The organism is Parasedimentitalea nitratireducens (genome assembly GCF_057444295.1).
This window is the reverse complement of sequence record NZ_JBYAXC010000004.1, coordinates 41087-56360: the sequence shown is the minus strand read 5'-3', so window position 1 is coordinate 56360 and position 15274 is coordinate 41087. Positions and strand designations below refer to the sequence as shown.

Annotated in this window: 18 protein-coding genes; 12 read left to right on the top strand and 6 right to left on the bottom strand. The window is 57.0% G+C overall.

Features of this window, described 5'->3' with window-relative positions; all coding sequences use genetic code 11:
* Window positions 1-85: 85 nt before the first annotated feature.
* Both AC2T28_RS13825 and AC2T28_RS13820 read left to right on the top strand, forming a co-directional pair.
* The gene (locus tag AC2T28_RS13825; protein ID WP_486748890.1) at window positions 86-778 is read left to right on the top strand and encodes a metal-dependent hydrolase; all 693 of its coding nucleotides are present in this window, start codon (window positions 86-88) and stop codon (window positions 776-778) included.
* Between the two features lie 134 nt (window positions 779-912).
* Window positions 913-1179: a hypothetical protein gene (locus AC2T28_RS13820; RefSeq protein WP_486748891.1), complete on the top strand. Its 267-nt coding sequence runs from the start codon at window positions 913-915 to the stop codon at window positions 1177-1179.
* Window positions 1180-1281: 102 nt separating this feature from the next.
* On the opposite strand, the gene AC2T28_RS13815 is transcribed toward AC2T28_RS13820, so the two are convergent.
* From AC2T28_RS13815 to AC2T28_RS13800, 4 genes are all read right to left on the bottom strand, one after another.
* A complete protein-coding gene (locus AC2T28_RS13815; protein ID WP_486748892.1) occupies window positions 1282-1890 on the bottom strand; it encodes a DNA-3-methyladenine glycosylase I in 609 nt (202 codons plus the stop codon).
* Window positions 1891-1908: 18 nt separating this feature from the next.
* Window positions 1909-2196 (bottom strand): YciI family protein, encoded by a 288-nt coding sequence (locus tag AC2T28_RS13810; RefSeq protein ID WP_486748893.1) that lies wholly within the window; start codon window positions 2194-2196, stop codon window positions 1909-1911.
* A gap of 35 nt (window positions 2197-2231) precedes the next feature.
* Window positions 2232-2801: a TetR/AcrR family transcriptional regulator gene (locus AC2T28_RS13805; protein WP_486748894.1), complete on the bottom strand. Its 570-nt coding sequence runs from the start codon at window positions 2799-2801 to the stop codon at window positions 2232-2234.
* Window positions 2802-2927: 126 nt separating this feature from the next.
* Window positions 2928-3377 carry a nucleoside deaminase gene (locus AC2T28_RS13800; RefSeq protein WP_486748895.1) on the bottom strand — a complete coding sequence of 150 codons (450 nt, stop codon included), beginning with the start codon at window positions 3375-3377 and terminating at the stop codon, window positions 2928-2930.
* 61 nt (window positions 3378-3438) lie between these two features.
* Here AC2T28_RS13800 and AC2T28_RS13795 point away from each other — a divergent pair, with 61 nt between their 5' ends.
* The 7 genes from AC2T28_RS13795 to AC2T28_RS13765 all read left to right on the top strand — a co-directional run bounded on the left by AC2T28_RS13795 (window position 3439) and on the right by AC2T28_RS13765 (window position 10628).
* A complete protein-coding gene (locus tag AC2T28_RS13795) occupies window positions 3439-4467 on the top strand; it encodes a pseudouridine synthase (protein WP_486748896.1) in 1029 nt (342 codons plus the stop codon).
* 24 nt (window positions 4468-4491) lie between these two features.
* Window positions 4492-4932 (top strand): DUF4265 domain-containing protein, encoded by a 441-nt coding sequence (locus tag AC2T28_RS13790; RefSeq protein WP_486748897.1) that lies wholly within the window; start codon window positions 4492-4494, stop codon window positions 4930-4932.
* A gap of 229 nt (window positions 4933-5161) precedes the next feature.
* Window positions 5162-6055, top strand: coding sequence for a 5-bromo-4-chloroindolyl phosphate hydrolysis family protein (locus AC2T28_RS13785; protein WP_486748898.1), 894 nt, complete (start codon window positions 5162-5164; stop codon window positions 6053-6055).
* Between the two features lie 20 nt (window positions 6056-6075).
* Complete coding sequence (locus AC2T28_RS13780; protein ID WP_486748899.1) at window positions 6076-7266, top strand: toxic anion resistance protein; 1191 nt, start codon at window positions 6076-6078, stop codon at window positions 7264-7266.
* Window positions 7267-7269: 3 nt separating this feature from the next.
* Entirely contained in the window at window positions 7270-8244 is a 975-nt protein-coding gene (locus tag AC2T28_RS13775) for a DUF2927 domain-containing protein (protein ID WP_486748900.1), read from the top strand.
* Window positions 8245-8259: 15 nt separating this feature from the next.
* Window positions 8260-9420: an SPFH domain-containing protein gene (locus tag AC2T28_RS13770; protein WP_486748901.1), complete on the top strand. Its 1161-nt coding sequence runs from the start codon at window positions 8260-8262 to the stop codon at window positions 9418-9420.
* A 77-nt stretch (window positions 9421-9497) separates the two neighbouring features.
* Window positions 9498-10628 (top strand): TFIIB-type zinc ribbon-containing protein, encoded by a 1131-nt coding sequence (locus AC2T28_RS13765; RefSeq protein WP_486748902.1) that lies wholly within the window; start codon window positions 9498-9500, stop codon window positions 10626-10628.
* Window positions 10629-10684: 56 nt separating this feature from the next.
* Here AC2T28_RS13765 and AC2T28_RS13760 read toward each other — a convergent pair whose 3' ends face one another.
* Entirely contained in the window at window positions 10685-11104 is a 420-nt protein-coding gene (locus AC2T28_RS13760) for an Hsp20/alpha crystallin family protein (protein WP_486748903.1), read from the bottom strand.
* 146 nt (window positions 11105-11250) lie between these two features.
* The gene (locus tag AC2T28_RS13755) at window positions 11251-11706 is read right to left on the bottom strand and encodes a winged helix-turn-helix transcriptional regulator (protein ID WP_486748904.1); all 456 of its coding nucleotides are present in this window, start codon (window positions 11704-11706) and stop codon (window positions 11251-11253) included.
* 56 nt (window positions 11707-11762) lie between these two features.
* On the opposite strand from AC2T28_RS13755, the gene AC2T28_RS13750 reads away from it, so the two are divergent.
* The 3 genes from AC2T28_RS13750 to AC2T28_RS13740 all read left to right on the top strand — a co-directional run bounded on the left by AC2T28_RS13750 (window position 11763) and on the right by AC2T28_RS13740 (window position 15270).
* Window positions 11763-12662, top strand: a complete 900-nt coding sequence (locus AC2T28_RS13750; protein WP_486748905.1) for an SDR family oxidoreductase — start codon at window positions 11763-11765, stop codon at window positions 12660-12662.
* A 127-nt stretch (window positions 12663-12789) separates the two neighbouring features.
* A complete protein-coding gene (dtd, locus tag AC2T28_RS13745) occupies window positions 12790-13236 on the top strand; it encodes a D-aminoacyl-tRNA deacylase (RefSeq protein WP_486748906.1) in 447 nt (148 codons plus the stop codon).
* A gap of 444 nt (window positions 13237-13680) precedes the next feature.
* A complete protein-coding gene (locus tag AC2T28_RS13740) occupies window positions 13681-15270 on the top strand; it encodes an ABC transporter substrate-binding protein (protein ID WP_486748907.1) in 1590 nt (529 codons plus the stop codon).
* Window positions 15271-15274 lie beyond the last annotated feature (4 nt).

Genomic DNA, 15274 nt, shown 5'->3' with positions numbered 1-15274 from the left:
AGCCGGATCTGCGGTCACTTTGATCTCAAACACACTCAGTTGTTTGGGACAAAACCACCCAGAGCGGTGAACGGGAGAATTAGACATGAAAATCATCTGGCTCGGCCATGGCTCTTTCCGAATTGAGACCGGCGACAAGGTGCTGTTGATCGACCCCTGGCTCACCGGTAACCCGGTGCTACCCGAGGTCGCCCATGACAAGGCCATCGAAGGGGCTACGCATATCCTGCTGACCCATGTGCATTTTGACCATGTGGTGGATGTTCTGCCGCTGGCCAAGAAGCTGGGTCTTACAGTGGTCGGTCAGTACGACCTGATTGGCTATTGGTCCGAAACCCAAGAGATCAAAACAATTGGCTTCAACAAGGGCGGCACGGTTGATCTGGGTGGGGTTAAGGTTTCGATGGTCAACGCCACACACTCATCTACCTTTGCAACCGAAGACGGTCCTCGCGCTGGCGGCAGCGAATGCGGCTATATGATCGCCGCCGAGGGGCACATGATCTATGTCTCAGGTGACACCGACATCATGGCGGATATGGATTGGATGGGCGAATACTATCAGCCCGATATTGGCATCCTATGTGCCGGCGGTCATTTCACCATGGATATGCGCGGCGCAGCCTTTGCCGCCAAGAAGTATTTCAACTTCAAAACCGTGATCCCCTGCCATTACAAAAGCTTCCCCATTCTGGAGCAAAGCGCCGAGACTCTTACCAAAGCCCTGCCAGATGTTGACGTGATCGAGCCAGAAGTGATGCAAGCGATCGAGATCTAAAGAGCAGGACCGCGCCTGACCTTTGGGAGGTGCAAAGCGCCTTCCCGGGGCGAAGTTCAGGCGCGGTCCGGGCCAATTGCCCGAACGATTGAGACACAAACAAATGCTGCCCTCAGCACAAATAGAGTGATAAAATGCTTGAATTGAACGACTTGGAACGATGGCAACTCGTTTCAACTTTACTTACTGCGAAATTTCAATCTGAGAAGTCACGAGACCTCTGCGGGATAGAAGTAATCAACAAAGTAATCAAACATTGCCTTGAGGCCCCAGTAACTGATCCCGGTGTAAAATCCGTCTTCAATCGCTTCAAGGAACCCGAACGCTGGGAGCTTGAACCACTCTTCCCCGCCATCCTCGCCGCCAAGGACATAAAAGATGCCGGGCTGGCCACCACGTAAAAAGAGATCATTGATGCTCTCAGCGAATGCCTATTCCCATATGAGCTGACTGAAAAGGCTCACGAACAGGCATTGAAAATCATCAATGATAACTAGTTCATTTCACTCAGGCCGCACAAACGCCTGCCGCGCCTTCTGGGCCTTATTTCGACACACACAACCCCGGGCGTGATCATTCACAAGCCCCATCGCCTGCATGAAAGCAAAGGCGGTGGTGGGGCCGACAAATTTCCAGCCGCGTTTTTTCAGTGCTTTCGACAGCGACACAGATTCGGGGCTGGTGGTCTGGGTCTGTGGCTCTGGCAAATCTTTGGGATCCGGCTCAAAGCTCCAGAAAAACGCCGCCAATGAACCGGCCTCGGCCTCCAGCTCCAGCGCGCGTTTGGCATTGTTGACCACGGCATTGATTTTGCCGCGATGGCGGATGATGCCCGCATCTTGCAACAACCGCTCCACGTCATCCTCGGTGTATTTCGCCACCTTGCCGTAGTCAAACCCATCAAACGCCGCGCGAAAATTCTCGCGCTTGTTCAGGATTGTCCGCCAGCTGAGGCCCGACTGAAAACTCTCCAGACACACCTTCTCAAACAAACGGATATTGTCGCTAACCGGATAGCCCCATTCATTGTCGTGATACGGCAGAAACTCCGGCACCGAACCGCTCCAACTGCAACGATCCAGACCATCGGGGCCTGTGGTAATATTGCTCATAAAATGCGCTTTCCCTGCTTAATCCATCAAAAACTTCAGGCGCTCGTCAGCGCGCGCTGGTGAGATCTCGATGATCTCAGACGTTACCACACCCTCAACAACAAAGGGATCTTCGGCAACCAGAACCTGTAGCTCTTCCAGCGAGATGTTATGTGCCAGCACACCGCCACCCGCCATGGGCTTCATGCTGCCGACCAGCAAAAACACCCCGGCCTCAAACCCACGCTGGATCCAGGCCTTATGCCCCTCCATCAATTCGCTGGCGCGGTCTTTGTTGTTTGAGAATCTCAACAGCACGATGAACATCGGTGCACTCCTTATATTTTTGTTGTTCTGTAGATCTATGCCGCAGCCAAAGACTGTACCCAGCCCCGCATCTGGCTGACTTCTGCTTCGATAAAGTCGGCATCCCGAAAGGCCGTCGCCATAGTGGCAACGCCTTGGCTGCGTGCCAAGAGCTGCATCGCCAAGGCATCAGCCTCTTCGCCCTGCCCCAGTTGCGTAAACTGCGCTCGTAGCCAGTCCCGAAACAAGGTGAACACGGCGTTTGCGTGATCTTGCGAGGCATGATCCAGCTTGGCCAGCTCGGACACCAACGTGCCAACCGGGCAGCCGTACAAGACAATCTTGGCCTGATTGGCAATCAGGATTTGGATAAAACAGCCGATGCGCTCTGCCGGGCCCTGCCCCTCTGCTTGCCAGTCCCGCAGCATCGCGCGCGTCTTGGCCAACCGCAGATCAATCACCGCCGTCAGGATCTCATCCTTGGTTTTGAAGTGGTGATAAAAGTTGCCCCGCGAAATCCCAACCGAGCCAGAAATGTCAGCAAATGATGTATGCTCAAACCCGCGCTGATAAAACAGCAGGTCGGCAGCTTCGACGATTTTATCCCGCGTACTGGTCTTGGGCACCAGATGTCCCTCCAAAGTGATTCCACGCAAACTAGGACAATTGACCTAACATGAAAAGGCAAAATTAGGACAATCGACCTAATGCGCATCTCGACTTAGATTTAGGCTTATCAGAAAAGGGGCAATTCAGCGCTTGGCAGCAAAGAAATCCTTCAGCATTTTCTCTGCTTCATCTTCAGCAATGCCGTCATAAACTTCAGGAGAGTGATGTGCTTGCGGGTGTGAGAACACCCGCGCCCCATGGGCCACGCCACCAGACTTGGGATCAGACGCACCGTAATACACCCGCCCAATTCGCGCGGCGGCAATGGCGGCGGCGCACATAGCGCAGGGCTCTAGCGTCACATACAGGTCATAGCCCGTCAGTCTTTCCGAGCCAGTAGCAGCGCAAGCTTCGCGGATGCTTAGAATTTCGGCATGGGCGGTGGGATCACAGTGCTCACGGGTCCGATTACCCGCCACGGCCACCACCTGCCCCTGCGGGTCGATCAGCACCGCCCCCACCGGAACTTCCCCCCGATCCGCCGCCGCGCGCGCCTCGCTAAGCGCCTGTTCCATATGAGATTTGAAAACCATGCCTCTAATTGCCTTGGAAAGTATGCTTTCGCAACCGCTCAGAATGGTCTAAGGGCGGGTTATGACCCAATCTCAGACCCCTCCCGCCGGCGCCACCCCAACTGGTGATCGTATCGCCAAAGTGCTGGCCCGTGCCGGTATTGCCTCACGCCGTGAGGCGGAACGCATGATCAATGCTGGCCTTGTGACCGTCAATGGCAAGCAGATCGATAGCCCAGCGCTGAACGTCACGCCTCAGGATAAAATCACCGTCGACGGCAAACCCGTGGGTGATCCGGAACCAGCGCGGCTGTGGTTGTATCACAAGCCTTCGGGTCTGGTGACAACCAACAGCGACGAAAAAGGTCGGCGAACCATTTTTGACGAGCTACCCGAGGATCTGCCACGGGTGATGACGGTGGGCCGGTTGGATTTGAATTCCGAAGGCCTGCTATTGCTGACCAACGATGGCGGCATCAAGCGCCAGCTGGAACTGCCCTCAACCGGGTGGTTGCGCAAGTATCGGGTGCGGATCAATGGTCGCCCGCAAGAAAAAGACTTCGAGCCGCTGCGAAAGGGCATGGTGATTGACGGAGAACGCTTCCAGCCGATGGAAGTGGCGCTAGACCGTCAGCAAGGTGCGAACGCTTGGCTGACCATCGGTATCCGCGAAGGCAAAAACCGCGAGATCCGCCGCGCCATCGAAGACATCGGCTTTACCGTGAACCGGCTGTTGCGGGTGTCTTATGGTCCGTTCCAGCTGGGCCAGCTGAAACTGGGCGCGGTTGAAGAAATCCGCCGCAAAGTGATGCGCGACCAACTGGGGCTTGAGGCTGAGCCGGAACCGGAAAAGCCCAAGAACGCCAGACGCGTGGTGCGCAAGAAGCCCAGCACCATGGCAGGCAGACCTGGCCGACCCAAGCCACCCGAAGAGGATGAACGGCCCTATGGTCGTCGTTTTGCCAACAAGGGTCAGGGTCGGTCTGACGGCGGAAAACCCAGTGGCCGATCCGGTGGAAAGCCTACGGGTAAACCCGGCCGACGCCCCGATGGGCGTTCTGGCGGGCGCTCAGGTGGCAAGCCCGTTGGCAAGAATCCCCGTACGCGCTGATCGGCCCCATTCAAGGACGTTTCTGTGCTGCAAATTCCGTCTCTTCTGGATGTTGATGAGGGCTGGCCTCCCATCAACATTGAACATGTTTGGGTTGAAAGCACCGGCACAGAAAATGTCTTTCGTGTTCTGTCATCGCCCTTTTTCATAAAAGGGGCTGCCATCTCGGATGCCGTGAAATTGCAGAAAAGTGCTGATGGCGAAGTTGTCGGACACACCCCTGTTAGCCACTCAGGAAACACGACAATTTGGATGGCTGTAAAAGATGATGCTGCATTTGACAGCCTTTCGAAACAGTTGACCAACCTCAGCTGCACCTTCGAAGGGCTACGCAAATATTTTCTTCTTTCAGTCTGCCTCCCTGCCGAAACGTCTTTGGCGGAGTGTGACCACTTGGTGGAGCGATACCCAAACCAACACGGGCTTAGCATCGCTTTTCCGTGCCTTCGGCACGAAGACATCTAGCATTTTTGCTGCTGCTTCTTTGCAGCCAATGAACAACACCCGTCGGCAAGAATCCCCGCAGATGATCGCATTGCGCGCGAGTTCCCCCTAGCAACACGACCTGCTATCCCTTAGTTTCTTTGGCAGAACAGTGTCTTCGGGAGAACCCGCGTGCGGAAAATTGCCTTTGTGGCCCTATTGATCTTGATGTTCGGTCTGAGCACCGGCTGGATTGTGGGAGCTTAATCACATGGCCAAACGATTTGGCGGACAATTCAGCCCCGATGGAACCTCTGCCGAGGCGAATTCACCTGTGCAGAACTCTTATAAAAATGCGCAAACAGACCCAATTGGCCTGCGCTCAAATCTGATGTTTGTGCCACCTGCGGTGTTGCTGCTGTTTTCCCTGCTGGATGGGGCCAGCGGCCTTGCGTTAGGTTTGGTTGGCGCTGGCGTCTGGACCGCCGCTGCCTGGATGTTGCGCGAAGGCCTGCGTGCCGAAACGGCCTATAACGCCCGACGCGTGGCCAAACGCCCGGCCCTGCCGCGTAAGATCATCGCCTCCGTCCTAACCGGACTTGGCGGCGCAATTGCCGCCTGGAAAGCCGAACCCGGCATTTTGATCGCCGCCACCTATGGAGCTGCGGCTCTGGGTTTGCATATGGCGTCGTTTGGTCTGGACCCAATGCAAGACAAAGGTGTTGAGGGCATTGACGATTTTCAGCAATCCCGCGTGGCCCGTGTGGTGGATGATGCCGAAGAGTATCTGGCTGAAATGAAGGACGCCGCCCTGCGCGCCCAGGACCGTCAGGTCGAGGCCCGCATTGAGCAATTCCAATCCGTCGCCCGCGACCTGTTCCGTACGGTTGAGGAAGACCCGCGTGACCTGACCGCCGCGCGCAAGTACATGACCGTGTATTTGCAGGGTGCGCGTGATGCGACGGTGAAATTTGCCGATATCTATGGCCGCAGCGGTGACGCTCAGGCCCGTACCGACTATCTGTCACTGCTGGATGATCTGGAACAGAACTTTGCCGCCCGCAACCGCAAGATGCTGCTCGAAGATCGCAGCGATCTGACCATTGAAATTGACGTGCTGCGCGATCGTTTGCAGCGCGAAGGGGTCCATCTGGATCTGACCTGATTAATATAAGGAATGACTTTATGTCCGAGATTGTAAAACAGAAAGCCGTCGAAGCAGAAACTCTGGTCAAGGAAACCACCGCGATTGTACTGCCTGAGCCCGTGGCCGAGATCCAGACGCTGGAACAGGCTGACGCGCCACAAAGCGAAGCAATCCGTGTTCGCATGGATCAGCTGAACATGGCAGACACCAACTCGATCATCGAGTTCGGATCAGCTGCTCAGGCAGAGCTGCAGGTTATCTCGCAGGCGATGCTGGCAGATGTGCGCAACAAGGATGTGGGCCCTGCGGGCGATAGCTTGCGCGATATTGTCACCACCATTCGCGGCTTTTCTGTCTCGGAACTGGATGTGCGCCGCAAGCCAAGTTTTTGGGAGCGTATCCTTGGCAAGGCTGCCCCATTTGCCAAGTTCACTGCCCGCTTTGAAACCGTACAGGGCCAGATCGACAAGATCACCGACAACCTGCTGGGTCATGAACACACGCTGCTAAAGGACATCAAATCGCTGGATGTGCTCTATGCCAAAACGCTGGAATTCTATGACGAGCTGGGCCTGTATATTGCCGCTGGTCAGGAAAAGCTTACTGAGCTGGATGGCACCACCATCCCCGCCAAAGAGGCCGAAGTAAACGCCGCACCAGAAGGCGAGCAGGTGATGCAGGCGCAGGAACTGCGCGACATCCGCGCTGCTCGCGATGATCTGGAACGCCGGATGCATGATCTGAAACTGACCCGTCAGGTCACCATGCAGTCGCTGCCCTCGATCCGTTTGGTGCAGGAAAACGACAAGTCGCTGGTCACCAAGATCAACTCGACTCTGGTGAATACCGTGCCGCTGTGGGAAACCCAGCTGGCCCAGGCGGTGACCATCCAGCGCAGCGCCGAGGCAGCCAAAGCCGTGCGCGAAGCCAACGACCTGACCAACGAGCTGCTGACCGCCAATGCCGCCAACCTGCGGTCCAGCAACAAAATGGTGCGCGAAGAAATGGAACGCGGTGTGTTCGACATCGAAGCGGTGAAACAGGCCAATGCTGATCTGATTGGCACCATCCAAGACAGTCTGGCCATCGCCGACGAAGGCAAAGCCAAACGTGCGGCTGCCGAAGAAGAACTGAAGAAGATGGAGAGCGAGCTGCGCGACACCTTGGCCTCGGCCAAGGCCCGCAAGGATGGTGTCGGCGATACTGCTTCTTCTTCGGTGCCTGCTTAAGCAATGAAGGCCGGGGGGCTGGATACGCTGCGCAATCTGCCACGTAGTGCTGTTAGTCTGATCGGACTGACAGCTCTGGTGGCCTGCACGCCGTTCTTTCCCCAAGACAATCCGCCACTTACACCGCGCGAGCGGCCTGAGGATTTGGCACCACCGCCGCGTTCGGCTGAGAGCGAGCAATTGGTGAGCTACTATTCTGTGCTGCAACGCGATCTACTGACCCGCGGCTTGTTGCGTACTGATGGCGGCGGGCCGGATACGCCTTATGACTCTGACAAGCTGGTTCGCAATTTTGAGGCCATCGCCTTTTATGACGAATACGCCGGCAGTGGCAGTGGTGGCGCAGGTGGGCTAAGCCGCTGGCCGGGGCCGGTGCGGCTGCAGGCAGAATTCGGGCCGTCGGTTGCCGCAGATCGACGACAACAAGACCGCGAGTTCCTGACCAATTACGCCGCACGCCTAGCACGGATTACCGAGCATTCGGTCAGCACCTCATCAACCCGCGGCAATTTCCACGTTATCTATGCGGGCAAGGATGACGGTGAATTCATCCGCAAGCGGGTGCGGGAAATTTTGCCCAACATCAGTGCCGAGAACCTTGAGGTCTTTGCCAATCCGCCACGCAGTTTTTACTGTCTGGTGCTGGCTGGTGGTCCGCAACAAGATCCACTGTCCTATACCCGTGGGGTGGCGCTGATCCGGGATGAGCACCCGGATCTGGTCCGGCAAAGCTGCGTGCACGAGGAAGTGGCGCAGGGGCTGGGCCTGCGTAATGACAGCCCGCGCGCGCGTCCGTCTATCTTTAACGACGACGACGAATTTGCGCTGCTGACCAGCCATGACGAAAAACTGCTATCCATGTTATATGACAGACGGCTGCAACCGGGGATGAGCGCCGAGCAGGCCCGCCCAATCGCCCGTATCATTGCAAATGAATTGATGGGGGTGCCCGCAGAAGCGATGCCCCGTGCCTATTAATAAGAGGACCTGACTATGGGAATTTTTGATTTTCTGACCGGTGAATTCATCGACGTCATCCATTGGACCGACGACACCCGCGACACCATGGTCTGGCGGTTTGAACGCGAAGACCATGAAATCAAATATGGTGCCAAACTAACCGTGCGCGAAGGTCAGGCCGCTGTGTTTGTCCACGAAGGTCAGTTGGCCGATGTCTTCACCCCCGGTCTCTATATGCTCGAGACCAACAATATGCCGGTGATGACCACGCTGCAGCACTGGGATCACGGGTTTCAGTCACCGTTCAAATCCGAGATCTATTACGTCAACACCACCCGGTTTAATGATCTGAAATGGGGCACCAAGAACCCGATCATCTGCCGCGACCCCGAGTTTGGCCCGATCCGCCTGCGTGCCTTTGGCACCTATTCGGTCAAGGTGGCCGACGCCGCCCGCTTCCTGACCGAGATTGTTGGCACCGATGGTGAGTTCACCATGGATGAAATCTCGTTCCAGGTGCGCAATATCATCGTGCAGGAATTTTCACGCGTGGTGGCGGGCTCTGGCCTACCAGTGCTGGACATGGCTGCGAATACCGCAGATCTGGGCAAGCTGGTTGCCGCCGAGATTTCCAGCACCATCAGCGAGTACGGGCTGTCGATCCCCGAGCTGTATATCGAAAATATCTCGCTGCCACCTGCGGTTGAGGCAGCGATGGATAAGCGCACCCAGATGGGCATTGTTGGCGACCTGGGCCGCTACACGCAATTTTCAGCCGCCGAGGCGATGACCGCCGCAGCGCAAAACCCAAATGGTGGCATGGGTGCCGGTCTTGGCATGGGCATGGGTATGGGCATGGCGCAACAGATGGCAGCGGGTCAGGCCGCTGGTCCATGGGGCGCCCGCTCTGCCCCAGCTGCTGCCGCACCGGCAGCGCAACCGGCACCTGCGGCTGCGCCAATTGCCCCACCACCACCTCCCGTGGAACATGTCTGGCACCTAGCAGAAAACGGCCAGACCACCGGACCGTTTTCCAAAGCCCGGCTTGGGCGTATGGCTGTTGAGGGTGGATTGACCCGCGAAACCCATGTCTGGACCCCCGGTCAGGACGGTTGGAAACGCGCTGGTGATGTCGCCGAACTGGCGCAGCTGTTCACCATCATGCCACCACCTCCGCCCCCCCCGGCTGGATAACACCACGTCAGCACCCGACGTCCATTTGGCGGCGGGTGACCCTCATTTTTTGAACCTTTGCAAATCCGAGACCTGCCGTGACCACACCTCCACCGCCACCCGCATCACCAGACAGCCCCGCCGCTCCGGATGAGCGGCATCTTTTCCCTTGCGAGCAGTGCGGCAGCGACTACCGGTATGACCCCCAAAACCGCACTCTGACCTGCGATCATTGTGGGCATACGGATCAGATTGGGGGCGGGCCGTGGGAAGGCGCAGGCCTGCGTGAGCTGGATTTCGAGGCGGCCATTGCCCACCAGCTGCCTGAGGCTGAGATCGAAGTTACAAGAGTTTCGGCCTGTCCCAGCTGTGCAGCACAGGTAGAGTTTGACCCGCAAACCCACGCCAAGGAATGTCCGTTCTGCGCGACGCCTGTAGTGGTGGACACTGGTGAAAACCGGCATATCAAACCCAAAGGCGTGCTGCCCTTTGGCGTCGATGAACGCAGCGCCCATAAAGAAATGGCCAGTTGGTTGGGGCGGTTGTGGTTCGCCCCGAACGGACTAAAGGAATATGCGCGCAAGGGCCGCAAGATGCAGGGCATCTATGTGCCCTACTGGACCTTTGATGCTGATACAAAATCCAGTTACTCGGGCCAACGTGGTACCGTCTATTACGTCACCGAAACCCGGCAGGTGGATGGCAAGACCGTCAGCCAGCAGGTCGCCAAGGTGCGCTGGACGCCCGCCTCAGGCCGGGTGAAGCGCTGGTTTGATGATGTGCTGGTGCTGGCTTCTAAAAGCCTGCCCAAAAAATACACCGAAGCGCTGGAGCCCTGGGATCTGTCGTCAATGGAACCCTATCAGCCACAGTATCTGGCCGGGTTCCGGGCCGAGGCCTATGCGGTGGAGCTAGAGGACGGATACACCGAGGCCCGCTCCAAGATGGACAGGGTAATCGAACGGGATGTGCGATTTGACATCGGCGGAGACCGACAGCGCATTCATGACATCAGCACTACGGTGACCGATGTGACGTTCAAGCATGTGCTGCTTCCGGTCTGGCTGGCGGCCTACAAATACCGCGGCAAGACCTATCGGTTTGTGGTCAACGGCCAATCTGGACGGGTGCAGGGGGAACGCCCCTATTCCGCATGGAAGATTGCAGGGGCTGTGGTTGTGGGGCTGATTGTTGCCGCAGGCATCGGCTATCTGGCGGCGCAACAATAAGAAACGGCCCGTGCAGGCAAACACGGGCCACTCTACCGAACCTTGATCTTCAAGGCCTAGTTCTGCGCGATTTCGATTTTCTTGGCTGTTTCCGGTGTCTCAAGCGCCTTTTTGGGAACCATCACATGCAGAACTCCCTCGGTCATCTGCGCCGATGCCGCTGCTCCATCTGCGTCGTCCGGCAGGCGGAACGACCGCCGAAAAGCGCCATACTGGCGTTCGCTAAAGAACCATGTATCGCCTGACTTCTCGGACTGGGTCTTTTTCTCGCCGCGAATGGTCAACACGCCGTTGTCCACTGACAGGTCGATATCCTCCTGCCCGACCCCTGGCAACTCCATCGCAATGTCATAGGATTCCTCACCTGACGAAGCTTCGGTCGCCGGGCTGAGCCAATCCGCCAGTCGGGAACCAAACCCGCGAAACGGATCGTAGAGAGATGGCCAGAAGCCTCCGGTTTCGGTTTTTTCTACCATGGTCTATCCTCCTTTCGTTACAGGCTTGATTATAGGATAGACTGGCAATTTGCGCCTTGATCTGACGCAAGACCTGCTCCGAACAGGTCTTATTTAATAGAACAACAGGTCATATTACAGGCCCAAGGCGGGCCACGTACATCAAGCTAACGCTGTCCGTTCCTCTGCTCATAATCGGCCTGCGCGATCTTGATCTCATCTGTGTGTGCCATCGCCCAATGCGCCAACCCCGAGATGTGATCCAACAAGGAAACACCCAGTGGTGTCAGACTGTATTCAACCGATGGCGGTCTTGTGCCAAACACCTCGCGGTGCACCAGCCCGTCGCGTTCCAGCCCACGCAAGGTCACGGTGAGCATACGCTGCGAGATGCCTTCGACGGCGCGTAGCAAGGCGCGGAATCGTTCGGGCTGTCGGCCCAGCCGCAGCACCACCAGGGCGCTCCATTTGTCGCCAACCCGGTCCAACACATCGCGCACCGGGCATGGTCCGCTGAACTCGTTCTTGATCCACTGATTAGCGCCATCAATGACCTGATCCACCGAGCAGGTGGTTACTTCGGTGTGCCCATCAGATGAAATCATGCCTCCTTTTGCGGTCAAAGCAGGTCTCCTATGTGTGGTTCCTAACAGTAACCATCATATCATGAGGAACCACGATGAGCCAGACAGTAGCCATTTTTGGAGCCACCGGCGCACAGGGCGCCCCCGTTGTCCGCGAAGCCATTGCCAAGGGGCTGACCGTACGCGCCGTGGCGCGCGATGCCGCCAAGATCCAAGCGATGCACCCCGAGGCGCAAGCCGTTGCGGCCACTCTCGACGATCAAGACGCACTGATTTCTGCGCTGAACGGGGTTGAGGCTGCCTTTGTCCACTTGCCCATGCCGCAGTCGCCAGACGACCCGCAAAAGTGGATGACAGCCCTGTTTACAGCCGCACACAAGGTGTCCCTGCCCTTGCTGGTCTATTCCACCAGCGGCACCGCCGGGTCACGCTACCCCTCATCTGCGATGATTGACGGGTCTACCGCCGGGATGCAGGCGGTGCTGGGCAGCGGCATTCCATCCATCGTGTTGCAGCCAACCGTCTATCTGGAAAACCTGCAGCCGGATCTGTTCCTGCCGCAGTTGAAGAGTGACGGGATTCTAGACTATCCGCCGCTGCCAAACTCGATCAAGGTCACCTGGACCTCACATCTGGATCAAGCCAAGGTGGCCGTTGCCGCCCTGTCGCGCCCTGATCTGGCTGGCAACAGCTATGAGATCGGCACCCCGGCAGCGCTGACAGGCGATGAACTGGCAGAGCTCTTGTCGGGCTGGGTTGGCAAGCTGGTCACATACCAGCCGATGTCGCCAACTGATTTTGGCGACCGTGTGGCGCAGGCCATCCACAACCCCGGCGCGGGTTTTGCTTTAAGCGACCTGTATGGGGCCCTGGCCCAGATGGGAGACGACGATATGGTGATCGATCTGGCCAAGATCGAAGAGACCTTTGGCGTGACGCTGACCTCGGTCGAGGACCATATCAAAAGCTGGGAAAAGGTTCTGACCCCGGCATAACCCCCAAGGCCCGAGCTGCCTCACGTAGCTTGGGCCTATCCCGGCAAGTTCGTGCGCCATTGCCCAGCAGGCCCATAAGTGCTTTAGCTCCTAAAGCAATTTATCATCAAACAGGGATGCCTTCAAAATGCGCGCATTGGTTCAACGGGTCAGCGAAGCTTCGGTCACCGTGGATGGACAGTTATTTGGTGAGATTGAGGCCGGCCTGTTAGTGCTGATCTGCGCTATGGAGGGTGATACCGAAGCGAAAGCCGATTACCTGGCTGCCAAGATCGCAAAGCTGCGGATCTTCAAGGATGACAATGACAAGATGAACCGCTCGGTCGCGGATATTGGCGGCAGCGTGCTGGTGGTTAGCCAGTTCACGCTGGCGGCCGACACCCGGCGCGGCAATCGACCAGGATTTTCCACCGCAGCCAGCCCCGCGCTTGGCGAGGAACTCTATCAGTATTTCGCAGCCAAACTGGGTGCATTGGAGCTGCCAGTCGCCACCGGACAATTTGGCGCGGATATGAAGGTGCGACTGTTGAATGATGGCCCGGTGACCATCTGGATGGATACCGAAGACAGCTGATCCAAGCCACCACGAGCTTGTCATGATGTCGCTTTTAAACCCTCGAAGGCAACGCTGCGGAAGCTGAATCAGCTCGACCGATCATCAGTTAAGTCCAATGGCATTAAATGTCAGACGATTCACATGATCTGCTGCTTTTTTGGGCAAAAGCAGACAGTTTGCTGTCTTTCAGCTTAGCAATTTCGGTCGGCTCAGAAAAAAGTTGAGTATCAGATAGTGGATAAACAGGTCGTATCCACCGTCCTAAACCCCGGTTTGCGCTTAAAAAACGACTCCATACCTCACGAACACGACTCTTAAACCGATAGAGTACGTGTTAGCGTCTGAAACAACGCTGGGCCTGTCTTCGAAATTTCTTGCCCGGGTGCCAGAAATACGCAAATCTTGTACCATCAAACAAAAAAATAAGACGCGCACAGCGTTTCACTCAACTGGGAGACCTTTATGAATAACCAACTTGATCACATGACCAGCCGTGTGACGGCCGGCAAGATGACCCGCCGCGAATTTATGGGCAAGGCCGCGGCACTGGGTGTCAGCGCCGTTGTCGCCAGCAGCATGTTTGCCGATGCGGCTCGCGCATCGGGCCCAGTCAAAGGTGGCACGCTGAAGATGGGTGTTCAGGGCGGCGAAAGCACCAACTCGCTGGATCCGGCACTGGCGGCATCGACCGTTCCAACCGTCAACCTGCGTAACTATGGTGACTGTCTGGTCAACGTGGGCGCCGATGGCAGCATCGAGCACCGCCTGGCGGAAAGCGTTGAAGCCTCGGCTGACGCCAAGACCTGGAACTTCAAGATCCGCAAAGGCGTTGAATTCCACAACGGCAAATCGCTGACACCAGAAGACGTGCTAAAAACCATGCAGCGTCACTCGAACGAAGATGCAACCTCGGGTGCCCTGGGCATCATGCAGGGCATCGAGTCGATGAAGGTTGATGGCGATTACTTCTCGGTCACTCTGAAAGGCGGCAACGCTGACCTTCCATACCTGATGGCTGACTATCACCTGCAGATCCAGCCCGATGGTGGCTTTGACGATCCGGCAGCGGGTATCGGTACAGGTGCCTATACTGTAGAAGTCAACGAGCCTGGCATCCGCCACGGTTTCAAGAAGTTTGCCAACTACTGGGATGACTCGCGCGGCCACGCCGATGAGATCGAAGTGATTGCGCTGAACGATTCCACAGCACGTACCGCTGCGCTGCAGTCCGGTCAGGTGCACATGATCGACCGTGTTGAGCCAAAGATCGCCAAACTGCTAGCACGCGCGCCCAACCTGGACGTCAAAACCGTATCTGGCCCCGGCCACTACGTGTTCATCATGCACGCCGACACCGGCCCGTTCGACAACAACGATCTGCGCATGGCGCTGAAACTGTCGATCAACCGTTCGGAAATGGTCGAAAAAATCCTGCGTGGCTATGGTTCGGTTGGCAACGACTTCCCAATCAACAAAGCCTACCCGCTGTTTGACGAGACCATTCCTCAGCGTGAGTATGACGCCGCTATGGCTGCCGAGTACTACAAGAAGTCTGGCCACGACGGCAGCCCGATCATTCTGCGCGTTGCAGATGGCGCCTTCCCAGGTGCGGTTGATGCAGCAGCGCTGTTCCAGCAGTCGGCCCAGGCGGCTGGCATTCCACTGGAAATCAAGCGTGAGCCAAACGATGGTTACTGGTCGGAAGTCTGGAACAAGCAGCCGTTCTGTGCGTCCTACTGGAGTGGCCGTCCTGTTCAGGATCAGATGTACACCACAGCGTACCTGTCGACTGCAGACTGGAACGACACCCGCTTCAAGAACGAGAAGTTCGACGAGCTGCTGTACGCGGGCCGTGACGAGCTGGACCAAGGCAATCGCAAGGCGATCTACTCGCAGATGGCCAATATCCTGCGTGACGAAGGCGGCCTGATCTGTCCAATGTTCAACGACTCTGTCGAAGGTGTGTCGAAGAGTGTTGGTGGCTGGGTCGAAGATCCAAACCTGACCTTGATGAACTGCATGGCCGGCGTACGTTGCTGGCTGGACGCATAGGGGC

Bases quoted from the DNA above. Each gene is read 5' to 3' on its own strand.
- AC2T28_RS13825 (WP_486748890.1), top strand. From the start codon at position 86: ATGAAAATCATCTGGCTCGGCCATGGCTCTTTCCGAATTGAGACCGGC.
- AC2T28_RS13820 (WP_486748891.1), top strand. From the start codon at position 913: ATGCTTGAATTGAACGACTTGGAACGATGGCAACTCGTTTCAACTTTA.
- AC2T28_RS13815 (WP_486748892.1), bottom strand. From the start codon at position 1,890: ATGAGCAATATTACCACAGGCCCCGATGGTCTGGATCGTTGCAGTTGG.
- AC2T28_RS13810 (WP_486748893.1), bottom strand. From the start codon at position 2,196: ATGTTCATCGTGCTGTTGAGATTCTCAAACAACAAAGACCGCGCCAGC.
- AC2T28_RS13800 (WP_486748895.1), bottom strand. From the start codon at position 3,377: ATGGTTTTCAAATCTCATATGGAACAGGCGCTTAGCGAGGCGCGCGCG.
- AC2T28_RS13795 (WP_486748896.1), top strand. From the start codon at position 3,439: ATGACCCAATCTCAGACCCCTCCCGCCGGCGCCACCCCAACTGGTGAT.
- AC2T28_RS13785 (WP_486748898.1), top strand. From the start codon at position 5,162: ATGGCCAAACGATTTGGCGGACAATTCAGCCCCGATGGAACCTCTGCC.
- AC2T28_RS13780 (WP_486748899.1), top strand. From the start codon at position 6,076: ATGTCCGAGATTGTAAAACAGAAAGCCGTCGAAGCAGAAACTCTGGTC.
- AC2T28_RS13775 (WP_486748900.1), top strand. From the start codon at position 7,270: ATGAAGGCCGGGGGGCTGGATACGCTGCGCAATCTGCCACGTAGTGCT.
- AC2T28_RS13770 (WP_486748901.1), top strand. From the start codon at position 8,260: ATGGGAATTTTTGATTTTCTGACCGGTGAATTCATCGACGTCATCCAT.
- AC2T28_RS13760 (WP_486748903.1), bottom strand. From the start codon at position 11,104: ATGGTAGAAAAAACCGAAACCGGAGGCTTCTGGCCATCTCTCTACGAT.
- AC2T28_RS13750 (WP_486748905.1), top strand. From the start codon at position 11,763: ATGAGCCAGACAGTAGCCATTTTTGGAGCCACCGGCGCACAGGGCGCC.
- dtd (WP_486748906.1), top strand. From the start codon at position 12,790: ATGCGCGCATTGGTTCAACGGGTCAGCGAAGCTTCGGTCACCGTGGAT.
- AC2T28_RS13740 (WP_486748907.1), top strand. From the start codon at position 13,681: ATGAATAACCAACTTGATCACATGACCAGCCGTGTGACGGCCGGCAAG.